We start from the raw sequence: 11,755 nt of genomic DNA on the forward strand, positions 1-11,755 counted from the left end.
ATGCTATTTTGTAAAAAAAGGAAAAATATGACTTATGAAAGTTTAAAACCTTTAATATATAAATTAGATCCAGAAAATGCCCATGCTTTAGCTGAATTTAGTATGCGAACGCTAGATTGTATATTTCCTGGAGGGCTTAGTTTTTTTGCAAAAGATTGTATAATAAATGATGAAATTTTAAATCAAGAAATTTTTAATTTAAATTTTTACAATCCTGTGGGCTTAGCAGGTGGCTTTGATAAAAATGCAACTATGATAAGACCGCTAAGTGCTTTAGGTTTTGGCTTTTTAGAATATGGAACTTTCACCCCAAAACCTCAAAATGGCAACGAAAAACCTAGACTTTTTAGACTTGTTGAACAAGAAAGTATTCAAAATGCTATGGGTTTTAATAATAAAGGTAAAGATGCTATCGCAAAAGAAGTAAAAAAAGTCTATCCTTTTAGCATACCTTTAGTAGCAAATATAGGCAAAAATAAAATCACTCCAAATGAAGAAGCTATTAATGATTATATTATTTTATTAAAAGAATTTAAAGATTTGTGCGATTTGTTTGTGATTAATATATCCTCTCCAAATACCAAAAATTTAAGAGATTTACAAAGTGAGGAATTTGTAAACACCCTATTTAATCAAGCAAAAGAAATCACAAAAAAACCTGTGATTTTAAAAATTGCTCCAGATATGAGTATAGATAGTGCAATTTCACTTTGCAAAAGTGCTATTAGTGCAAAAGCTGATGGTATTATCATGGCAAATACTAGTATAGATTATTCTTTAATTGATAATACAAGAACCTTTGGTGGAATTAGTGGTAGATTAATCACTCAAAAAAGTGCGACATTTTTTAAAGAAGTAGCTAAAGAAATTTATCAAGATACTATTTTAATAGCAAGCGGTGGTATAGATAGTGCTGAACTTGCTTATGAACGCATTAAAAATGGAGCTAGTTTGGTTCAAATTTATACAGCTATGATTTTCAAAGGACCAAGCATTGTTAAAAATATCAATCAAGGATTAATTGAACTTTTAAAACAAGATGGTTTTAATCATATTAGTCAAGCTATAGGAGTTAATTTTAAATGATTAATTATAAAAAAATCACCCTTGAAAATGAACTTGAAATTTACACTTTACCTGTAAATAAAAAAAGCGGGGTTATAAGTGTAGATATTTTTTATAAAGTTGGCTCAAGAAATGAAAAAATGGGAAAAAGCGGCATAGCTCACATGCTTGAACATTTAAATTTTAAAAGTACAAAAAATTTAAAAGCAGGCGAATTTGATGAGATAGTCAAGGGTTTTGGTGGAGTGGATAATGCAAGTACTGGTTTTGACTATACGCATTATTTTATAAAATGCTCTAGTGAAAATTTAGACAAATCTTTGTGGCTTTTTGCTGAATTAATGCGTAATTTAAATTTAAAAGATGATGAGTTTCAACCCGAAAGAAATGTAGTTTTAGAAGAAAGGCGTTGGAGAACCGATAACAATCCTTTAGGATATTTATATTTTAGATTATACAATCATGCCTTTTTACATCATCCATATCATTGGACTCCAATAGGCTTTTTTAAAGATATACAAAATTGGAAAATAGAAGATATACAAGATTTTCATCAAACTTTTTATCAACCCAAAAATGCTATTTTGCTTGTGAGTGGCGATATTAATGAAGATGAAGTTTTCAATCTTGCTAAAAAACATTTTCAAGATATAAAAAACACCAAAGAAATCCCTATAGTTCATGAAAAAGAACCTGAACAAGATGGTGCTAAACGCGTGATTTTGCACAAAGAAAGCGATACGCAACTACTAGCACTTGCATACAAAATTCCTGCATTTAATCATGAAGATATGCCAAAACTTTGCGCATTGAGTGAGCTTTTAGGAAATGGAAAAAGCTCATTAATAAGTGAAATTTTAATTGATAAATTAGAACTAATCAATGAATTTTATGCCTATGCAAGTGAAAATATAGATGAGAATTTATTTATATTTATTTGTGTTTGTAATGAAAGTATAAAAGCAGAAGATGTTGAAAAAGAGCTTTTGAAAATTCTTGAAGATGTAAAAAATGCCAAATTTGATGATGCTATCATGGAAAAAATCAAAAATACCGTAAAAAGTGATTTTATTTTTTCACTAAGCAATGCAAGTAGCGTTGCAAATATTTATGGATCTTATCTTGCAAAGGGTGATTTAAAACCTTTGCTTGATTATAAAAAAAATATAGAAAATCTAAGCAAAGATGATTTAATTCATTGTGCTAGAAAATACTTCAATGAAGACAAATCTACAACAATAATCTTAAAAAGGGGTGAAAATGGACAATAACATCATCATAGGAGCAATGACAGCTTTAATAACTCCGTTTAAAAATGGAAAATTAGATGAGCAAACTTACCATAAACTCATCAAAAGACAAATCGCAAATGGAATTGATGTAGTAGTGCCTGTTGGAACAACCGGAGAAAGTGCCACCTTAACCCATGAAGAACATAGAATTTGTATAGAAATAGCACTAGATGCATGCAAAGGAAGTTCTTGTAAGGTTTTAGCAGGAGCAGGAAGCAATGCCACACATGAAGCTGTAAGTTTGGCTAAGTTTGCACAAGAGCATGGAGCTGATGGAATTTTAAGCGTTACTCCATATTATAACAAACCCACACAAGAAGGTTTATATCTTCATTATAAAGAAATAGCAAAAAGTATAGATATACCTGTACTTTTATATAATGTCCCAGGAAGAACAGGGTGTGAGCTTCAAACAGAAACTATTATAAGATTATTTAGAGATTGTGAAAATATTTACGGAGTAAAAGAAGCTAGTGGAAGCATTGATAAGTGCGTTGATTTGCTAGCGCATGAACCTAGAATGATACTTTTAAGCGGGGAAGATGCGATTAATTATCCTATACTTTCAAATGGCGGTAAGGGTGTGATTTCAGTTACTTCAAATTTACTTCCTGATATGATTTCAAAATTAACTCATCTAGCTTTAAAAGAAAAATACATTGAAGCTAAAAAAATCAATGATGAGTTATATAATATTAATAAAATTTTATTTTGTGAAAGCAATCCTATACCTATTAAAGCGGCAATGTATATAGCAGGTTTAACCCCTACTTTAGAATATCGTTTGCCACTTTGCAAACCTAGTGATTGCAATTTAACAAAAATAGAAGCGATTATGAAAAACTATAACATAAAAGGATTTTAATGGATACTTTTTTTCAAAATAAAACTTTAGTAATTAGCGGTGGAACAAGAGGGATTGGTAAAGCTATTGTATATGAGTTTGCAAAAGCAGGAGCCAATGTAGCTTTTACTTATAATTCTAATGCAGATTTAGCTCAAGAAATTGTGAAAGATTTAGAAAATAATTATAAAATCAAAGTAAAGGCTTATGAATTTAATATACTTGAACCAGAAACATATAAAGAGTTGTTTGAAAAAATCGATCAAGATTTTGATAGAATAGATTTTTTCATCTCTAATGCTATCATTTCAGGTCGTGCCGTTGTAGGTGGATATACTAAATTTATGAAATTAAAGCCAAAAGGTATTAATAATATTTTCACAGCAACCGTAAATGCTTTTGTTGTTGGAGCACAAGAAGCGGCAAAAAGAATGGAAAAAGTTGGTGGGGGTAGTATATTATCTATTTCTTCAACAGGAAATTTAGTTCATATTGAAAATTATGCTGGTCATGGTACAGCTAAAGCAGCGGTTGAAGCTATGGCAAGATATGCTGCAACCGAGCTTGGTTCTAAAAATATCCGTGTAAATGTAGTTAGCGGTGGACCAATTGATACTGACGCGCTTAAAGCATTTACAAATTATGAAGAGGTAAAAAATGCAACTATCAATCTTAGTCCGCTAAACCGCATTGGACAGCCACAAGATCTAGCTGGCGCATGTTTATTTTTATGCTCTGATAAGGCAAATTGGATCACAGGCCATACTTTGATCGTAGATGGTGGCACCACCTTTAAGTAATATTACCTTAAGGGTGCTTTATAAAGGATTTTAAAAGTATGAATTTACCCAATATCTTAGCTTTTATAAGGATATTATTAGCTCCACTTTTGTTTTTTTTACTTATTAATGATTTCAAAAATATCCATCCTAGTTGGGTAAATTATTTTGCTTGTGTTATTTTTAGCATAGCTGCTTTAACTGATTTTTTCGATGGCTATATTGCAAGAACTTGGAATCAAACTACTAAACTTGGAGCTATTATAGATCCTTTAGCAGATAAAATGCTTATTCTAGCTGCATTTTTAGGGTTATTACTTACACAAAAAGCTGATCCATGGATGGTTTACATTATCTTAGTAAGAGAATTTTTCATCACCGGCTTTAGAGTGGTTATGGTAAGTGAAAAATTTGATGTAAGTGCTTCTTTTGCAGGCAAAATAAAAACAACCTTTCAAATGATAGCTATTATATTTTTAATCATGCAATGGCCTTTTGCCAATACATTGTTATTTATTGCTTTAGTGCTTACACTTTATTCAGCTTTTGAATACATACTAGCTTATGTAAAACATTTAAAAAAAGGTATAAATTGAAATCATATTTATTTTTATTTATTATCTTAGCTATTGGTTTTAAATTTTATTCTTTTAGTTTTTTAATAACACTTTTAGTGATATCTTTTTTAATTTTTTTTCACGAATTAGGACATTTTTTAGCTGCAAAACATATGAGAGTTGATGTAGAAATTTTTAGCATAGGTTTTGGAAAAGCTATTTTTAAAAAAACTTACAAAAATACAGAGTATCGCTTATCCGCCCTACCATTTGGTGGTTATGTCAAGCTTAAAGGACAAGATGATTTAAACCCTAGTGAAAAAAATTATGAGCCAAATAGCTATAACACTTTAAGTCCTTTAGCTAGAATTTATATACTTTTTGCGGGACCATTTTTTAACTTTTTTCTAGCATTTTTACTTTATATAGCCATAGGTTTTTTAGGAGTTCAAAAACTTGCACCTGTTGTTGGAGATATAGCGCCAAACTCAGCTGCACAAAAAGCAAATTTACAAATTGGTGATAAAATCCTAGCTATAGATGGGGTTCAAATTCAAAGTTTTGAAGAAATTGGCAAACTTGTTCACGCAAAACCAATCCTACTTAACATAGAACGCGATAATAAATTTATCAATATCACTTTAACACCGCAAATTGACCAAGGCTATAATGAGTTTTATCAAAAAGTTCAAAAACCTCTTATTGGTATAGCACCTAAGGGTGAGTTTGTTACTATTTATCACTCAGGAATTAGTAGTTTAAAATATGCTTATGAAGAAAGCATAAATGCTTCTTTGCTTATTTTTAAAGGTCTTACTAAAATCATCAGCGGGGAATTAGATGCTAAAAATATGGGTGGAATCATCACTATGGTGGATATAACCTCCAAAGCAGCAAATACTAGTATAGTAGTTTTATTTTTAATCACAGCTTTAATTTCCATCAATCTTGGAGTACTAAATTTACTTCCGATACCAGCACTAGATGGAGGACATATACTTTTTAATCTTTATGAATTAATTTTTAAAAAAGAAGTACCAAAAGTATGTTTTGAATATCTTAGTTATTTTGGCATGGCTTTACTTTTAAGCTTAATGGTATTTGTAACTTACAACGACATTACTCGTTTTATGAGCAATTAATAAGTCCTAGTAGCAAAATCATAGCGATTAAACTCGGCTATACTATTTTTACGATAAAAGCTATTATAAAATTGCTTACTTAAACTTTGTTCATAATTTAGTCTAAACTTAACCCACATTGCCGTTTGATCTTTTGCACTTGTTTTTTCATCTTGATAATTAAGTGATAAATCCAAAATAGAAATTGGAGAATAAGTAATGTTATACTGATTTTGTGTTTCTTTCATGTTAGAATTTACATTTAAAACATTTAAATAAGGTAAATCAAATATAACCCCAAACTCTGTACTATCATCACTATTATTTTCTTTTATATCATAATGATTAGCATATGCTTTAAAATATTGACTAAATTGCAATTCAGCACCAAAACTATTTTTTGCATAAGCTTGTTTATATTGATCGTTAAAATAATTAAAACCAAAATTGATTTCATCAAATTCATAACGATTAATAATTCCCAAAGAATAAGCTTGCTCTAACTGCCCTATTCTTGCTTGTTTTTCTAAAAGTAAAGTAGCATTATCATAATCTAAAATTGAGTTGATATTTTTAATATTTACATTTAAAGCGTTATAATCTAAACTAGCTTCTGTTTTATCCTTTGAGCTTAAATTTAAAACCTGTGCTAAAGAATTACTAGCAAAAGTACCAAAATCAACATTTTGAACTTGATACTCCTGCGGTTTTTGAAAAAATACTTGTTTAGAAATTGCATTTGTTTTTTGTTCTTTAGTTATATTAACATCACCCTCACTTAAGCTTTCTTCTAAATTAGAAGCAAGCGCATTTAAACATATACAACTTAAAAAAATGTATTTTTTCATTTAACCTCTTATTAAATATGTTTTTTATGCTCTATTTCGCTTATCATTTTTTCATTTATATCTTGAATTTGCTTAATATGTGCATAAATTTTTCTTTCCTCTTTGACTATTTGATTGTTTCTTATACAATCAAATAATTTTTCTATATAAGAATTTAAATTTTGATTTAAAACATAAATATTACTTGTAGAATCAAATTTGGCTAAATTTTTATCTTCTATATCTTCTATTTTGGAATTAATCACACAAGAGCAAGCTAGATATGTTTTTAAACAACACTCTAAATAAAGCAATATTTTATTAGTATCAACACTTGTCTTAGAAATCTCATCTAATAAAATTTTAGCTTTCTCATCAACACCGGTAAACACCTCTTGGAATTCTTCTAAACTTGAGTTAGATTTTTTAGCAACTTTATAAGCTTCATTAGTTATGTTTTTAATATTACTCATTTGCTCTATTGATACTTTAATCATCACAGAAATTTCTTTGGCGGCCTCTTGAGTTTTTTCAGCTAAATGTCTTACCTCATCTGCAACTACCGCAAAACCTCTACCATGCTCTCCTGCACGAGCTGCCTCAATAGCTGCATTTAATGCTAAAAGATTGGTTTGCTCTGTAATATCTTCTATAATAGATATAAAAGAAGAAACATTATTAATTTGCTGTGAAAAAGTATCCATTAAAGTATGAATTTGAGTGATATTTTCACCTAAATTTTGCAAATCGACTGAAATTAATTCTGCATTTTTGGCACTTTTTGAAGAATGAGTAGAAATATCATTTGCTTGCTCATATATATCATGCATAGTGCTTGCATTATCATTTAATTTCACATTAATCAAAGCTAATTCTTTTTGCAAAGAATCTGACATATCCTTAGAAACATTTTCAACGACAATACTTCTTATGGATAAATTTTGAGTTTTTTCTATTTCTAAAGTAGCTTCATTAATAATTTTAGCATTATATGCGAAAGTACCCATTAAGCCTTCTAATCTTGCTTTTCTATAAAATCTTTGTTCTTTTACAGCTAAAATAGCATTAAGAATTTCTCTATTAAAAGCCTCCATTTGATCAGCTAAATCATTTACAACCCAACTTAATTTTCCTACTCCAGATTTTGGAACAGCTATATGAGTAATTCTTGCTTCCAAATTTCCTTTTGTAAGCTCATTTAAAACTTGAGTAATCCTTAAAACTTCTTTATTTCTATAATAAGCACTAGCAAGTCCAAATAACACTACTAAAGTTCCAATCACACAAAAAATAAAACCAAAAATATTATTTTCTACTATTTCCAAGATTGCCATCAAACAAAATAAAAATAAAGCAAAATAATTTACAGATTGATTGATATTATATTGATAAAACCAATTCTTCATAACTCATCCCTTTTGTATTTAAATAATCATCAAGTTTCTTCCTTGATGCACCTTTTCCACCTTTTTGCTCTTCAATCAAAAGCTCTTTGTATAATTTTTCTATTTTTTCAACTGCTTCTTTTTTGGGTTTTAAACGCATAGAATAATACCCAACAACTTCTCCTTTGGAATCAAACGAAGGACTGATAAAAGCCAAAACCCAATAAAATGATCCATCTTTTGATAGATTCTTAACATAAGCTATAATCTCTTTTTTACTCTTAAGTCTTTCCCAAAGTAATTCAAAAACAACTTTTGGCATATCCGGATGACGCACTATGTTATGAGGTTTTCCCAATAATTCTTCCTCACTATAGCCCGAAAGAGAAATAAAGATTCTATTGCAATATATGATTTTTCCTGTAGTATCTGTTTTGGAAATAATCATTTGTCCGTCATTGAAAAATTTTTGATTATTATTTGGCAAAATTTTTCTTTTCATATACCCTCCTTAAAATATTAATTTTAATATATCAATATATAAAATTAATAAATCAAAGATTAAATAAGTCCTTTTTTAAGCTTTCTAATTAAGAATCTTGCAGGATGTAAGGCATGTAAAAATTCTTTTTTTATTCTTGGCTCATCAAAAATCAATGAGCTCATCACTCTAGCACAAACAATAGCACTAGCAAAAGCTCTAGATCCATGAGCAATAGAAAAATACAAAGGAATAAAATCATTTGGTATGACTTGATTTTTATTTTTATGCCATAAAAGCGCTTTATAATTTTGCATATAAAAATTTTCATCATAGGCTTGACCTGCTATGGCAAATCTATCACTAGAATATGATCTAAATCCTACTTTACCGCCCATTATCTCTAAATTTTCATCATGTAAAAACTCTTTTATGTTTTCAATATTTTGTAAATCATCATTTTTTAAAAGCGTTGTATCTTGATTAAGCCTATCATAACTTGCACCAATAAGTTGTAAATTAAGCTCCTCATTAATAGGACAAATATATCCTTTAGAAGATAAGGCATGCGGGTTTTTTAAAAATGGTTTTAAATGAGTACATTGACCTCTTACACTACTTAATTTCATATATTTATACTCTAAAAATTTCTTAGCATCAGCACCTTGAGCATAGATTAACACATCATAATCTTTTAAAATTTTTTGATTATTAAAATTTAAAAAAAACTTTTCATTTTTATAAGAATAATCTTTAAATTCATACTCAAAAAATACCCTAGCCTTGCTTTTTTGCAAAAGTGTCTTCACAAGCTCTTGAGGTTTTATACAAAATCCATCTTTTAAAAAGGCTTGATTATTAATAATTTCAAATAAAACATTATCTTTTTGACTATCAAAACGCTCTTGCATAAGCTCATTATGAGCAAATTCATAAACCCCTTGTGGAATTAAATTTAAAATTTGTCTATAAAATCTACTTGCTTCTAAAAAAGCATATTGTGAAAACTCACCCAATAAAACATCTGGTTTTAAAATCAAAGAGCTTAAAATTCCATTGATATTTCCAGAAGCGCCTTTTCCTAATGAATTTTCTTTTTCAAAAACATCTACTTGAACATTTCTTAAAGAAAGCTCATAAGCCATGCTTACTCCGGCTATACCTGCTCCGATAATAGCTATTTTTTGAATCTCTTTTTTTAAAGATGGGGTATTAAAATATGCAAATTTATCTTCAAATTCTAAACCATTAAAAATGGCTTGTATCATTTCTCTTTTTCTAAAACCTTTTATCTTTTGCACTTGAAAATTGTTGTTAATTAAAGCCTTTTTTAAAACACTAGCAGAAGAAAAAGTTAAAACCTTAGCATTTATTTTTGAGTTTTTAGCAACATCGTTTATAATATTATCATCAAACATATCTTGATTTTTAGAAGGTGAAAAACCATCTAAATACCAAATATTTGCCTTAAAGTCTAAATTTTGTAGATTTTCTTTAGCATCACCAAACACCAAATCTAAAAAACAATCTTGAAAATAAAACCTATAAACTCCATCCTTACATGGAGGATAAAAATTTAAAAATTGCTCTAAAACTTCTTTAAATTCCTCATAAAAACCAAGTTTTTTATAAATTTCTCTTAATTTATCTTTTTCTATATAAAAATTTTCAAAGCTAAGATAAAAAAGTCTTTGATTATGTTTTTTTTCTTTTAAAAAACGCTTTAATGTAAGAAAGAAATTTAAGCCTATACCAAAACCAAGTTCTGCTACAATAGTTTGTTTGTTTTCAAAGTCAAAAGCATTTGTATATATAAATTTGCTTTCACTTAAACCATCACTAGAATTAAAATAATAATCATCAAAATCCAAAGAAAAAGGCGCATTATTTTTTATAATAATATTTGCTTTTTTCATTGATTCTTATAAAAATAACTTTCAATTCCATTGGCAATACCAATGGCTAATAATTCTTGGAAATTTTTATTTGTCAATCTATTTCTTTCACTAGGATGACTAATATAACCTGTTTCAATCAAAATCGCTGGCATTTGTGCTCCTACTAAAACCCAAAACGGAGCCTCTCTAACCCCGCCATCAACAACTTTATATTTTTTTCTTACATTGCTCAAAATTTTTTTCTGCACATCGATAGCTAATTTATTTGAAGCAACTATTTTTTCACGATTTAAAAAATTTAAAAATGTTTGCTTGGAAAAATAATTCATTTCTTCAAAATCTGATTGATTTTCTGCTTCAGCAGCTTTTTTACTTCTTTCGCTTCTTGCAGGAGATAAAAAGAAAGTTTCAATTCCTTGTAAAGTCTTAGCTCTTTGTTTATTTGGTGCTGCATTTGCATGGATAGAAATAAACAAATCTGCCATTTTCTCATTAGCCATGGAAGTTCTATCTCTAAGGTTTATAAATTTATCAGTACTTCTTGTGTAATAAATTTTATATCCTCTTTTTTTTAGCTCATTTCCAAGTTTTAAAGCCACACTTAAAACTACATCCTTTTCTCTAACACCCTTATCTCCTAAAGTTCCTGGATCCTTACCTCCATGACCTGGGTCAATTACTATAATTTTGCCTGATTTTTTGATAGTAGCTTTTGCTGCTTTTGAAGTATTTTTTACTGGCGTTTTTTTAATCTTTTTCTCAAATCCTACAAATAGCTCATCATCATCCAAATCAAGACTAGTCTTAAAATCACTAGTAGAATTTAAAACAATTCTTACTGTAGTTTTATTAAACTGCACTATTGTGATAGATTGATTTTTATTAATATCAATTTTTTTTCTATCGCCTTCTAGAATGGCTTCAAAACTCACAATAGAGCGATACATTTTACCATCTTTAAAAGAGTTGATTTTAATATCTTCAATATCAATATCATTATTTAATTTTAAATTAACACCACTTTTATCTTTACTTGATTTTAAAATATATAAAGGTTCATTTCTAACAACTTCTTTTTTAACTTCTGTTTTTTTAATCTCGCTTTGTTTTTTAACTATAGGTTTAGGTTCTTCTTTTTTTTCTATTTTTTCAAGTCCCATAAAAAGACTTTGATCTTTAAGCTCTATTTTTACTTTTAACTCTTTTTTAGAACTCAAAACTAAACGCATGCTAGTTGGATTAAATTGTGATACAATAATATCAAAATCTTTAAATTCAAAATTTCTCTTTGGCCCTTTTAAAATTCCATCAAAATCTGCAACATAACGAAAATTATCACCTTTTAAAGTAAAATTTTTTATATCTTTTTGGCTAATTTTTTCACTCAAATCAAGCAAAATACCATTATCTAATTTTTTAACATCAAGAATAAAAAGCTCTTTTTGTGCCGAAGTTTTTTTATCTTCTTTTTTATCTTCTTTTTTATCTTCTTTTTTATCTTCTTTT

The 11,755-nt window shown here is 28.5% G+C and carries 11 protein-coding genes; 6 read left to right on the forward strand and 5 right to left on the reverse strand.

From position 1 onward, the window contains the following. Positions 1–27 precede the first annotated feature (27 nt). The 6 genes from L8X33_RS07035 to rseP are packed head-to-tail and all read left to right on the forward strand — an operon-like array spanning position 28 to position 5,679. Entirely contained in the window at positions 28–1,086 is a 1,059-nt protein-coding gene (locus tag L8X33_RS07035) for a quinone-dependent dihydroorotate dehydrogenase (protein ID WP_133319237.1), read from the forward strand. Further along, the gene (locus tag L8X33_RS07040; RefSeq protein ID WP_263666786.1) at positions 1,083–2,336 is read left to right on the forward strand and encodes a M16 family metallopeptidase; all 1,254 of its coding nucleotides are present in this window, start codon (positions 1,083–1,085) and stop codon (positions 2,334–2,336) included. Before L8X33_RS07035 ends, L8X33_RS07040 begins: the two co-directional genes overlap by 4 nt. Further along, entirely contained in the window at positions 2,326–3,222 is an 897-nt protein-coding gene (gene dapA, locus L8X33_RS07045) for a 4-hydroxy-tetrahydrodipicolinate synthase (protein WP_133319239.1), read from the forward strand. Before L8X33_RS07040 ends, dapA begins: the two co-directional genes overlap by 11 nt. Further along, a complete protein-coding gene (locus L8X33_RS07050; protein WP_263666787.1) occupies positions 3,222–4,001 on the forward strand; it encodes an enoyl-ACP reductase in 780 nt (259 codons plus the stop codon). Before dapA ends, L8X33_RS07050 begins: the two co-directional genes overlap by 1 nt. Positions 4,002–4,039: 38 nt before the next feature. Further along, a complete protein-coding gene (gene pgsA / locus L8X33_RS07055; RefSeq protein ID WP_263666788.1) occupies positions 4,040–4,576 on the forward strand; it encodes a CDP-diacylglycerol--glycerol-3-phosphate 3-phosphatidyltransferase in 537 nt (178 codons plus the stop codon). Continuing rightward, on the forward strand, positions 4,573–5,679 hold the full coding sequence (rseP, locus tag L8X33_RS07060; RefSeq protein WP_263666789.1) for an RIP metalloprotease RseP: 1,107 nt from the start codon (positions 4,573–4,575) through the stop codon (positions 5,677–5,679). The genes pgsA and rseP overlap by 4 nt, the downstream gene beginning before the upstream one ends. Here rseP and L8X33_RS07065 read toward each other — a convergent pair. The 5 genes from L8X33_RS07065 to L8X33_RS07085 all read right to left on the reverse strand — a co-directional run. Beyond that, positions 5,676–6,506 carry a hypothetical protein gene (locus L8X33_RS07065; protein ID WP_263670332.1) on the reverse strand — a complete coding sequence of 277 codons (831 nt, stop codon included), beginning with the start codon at positions 6,504–6,506 and terminating at the stop codon, positions 5,676–5,678. The genes rseP and L8X33_RS07065 overlap by 4 nt on opposite strands. Positions 6,507–6,517: 11 nt before the next feature. Then, entirely contained in the window at positions 6,518–7,891 is a 1,374-nt protein-coding gene (locus L8X33_RS08730; RefSeq protein WP_220566631.1) for a methyl-accepting chemotaxis protein, read from the reverse strand. Further along, on the reverse strand, positions 7,866–8,372 hold the full coding sequence (locus L8X33_RS07075; protein WP_133319244.1) for a PAS domain-containing protein: 507 nt from the start codon (positions 8,370–8,372) through the stop codon (positions 7,866–7,868). The genes L8X33_RS08730 and L8X33_RS07075 overlap by 26 nt, the downstream gene beginning before the upstream one ends. A gap of 59 nt (positions 8,373–8,431) precedes the next feature. Then, positions 8,432–10,267 carry a bifunctional tRNA (5-methylaminomethyl-2-thiouridine)(34)-methyltransferase MnmD/FAD-dependent 5-carboxymethylaminomethyl-2-thiouridine(34) oxidoreductase MnmC gene (mnmC, locus tag L8X33_RS07080; RefSeq protein WP_263670333.1) on the reverse strand — a complete coding sequence of 612 codons (1,836 nt, stop codon included), beginning with the start codon at positions 10,265–10,267 and terminating at the stop codon, positions 8,432–8,434. After that, the coding region (locus tag L8X33_RS07085) for an N-acetylmuramoyl-L-alanine amidase family protein (protein WP_263659585.1) at positions 10,264–11,755 on the reverse strand (1,492 nt) is incomplete at its 5' end. The genes L8X33_RS07085 and mnmC, both read right to left, overlap by 4 nt.

It is taken from the genome of Campylobacter sp. CNRCH_2014_2849 (assembly GCF_025772845.1).
GTDB lineage: Bacteria > Campylobacterota > Campylobacteria > Campylobacterales > Campylobacteraceae > Campylobacter_D > Campylobacter_D lari_D.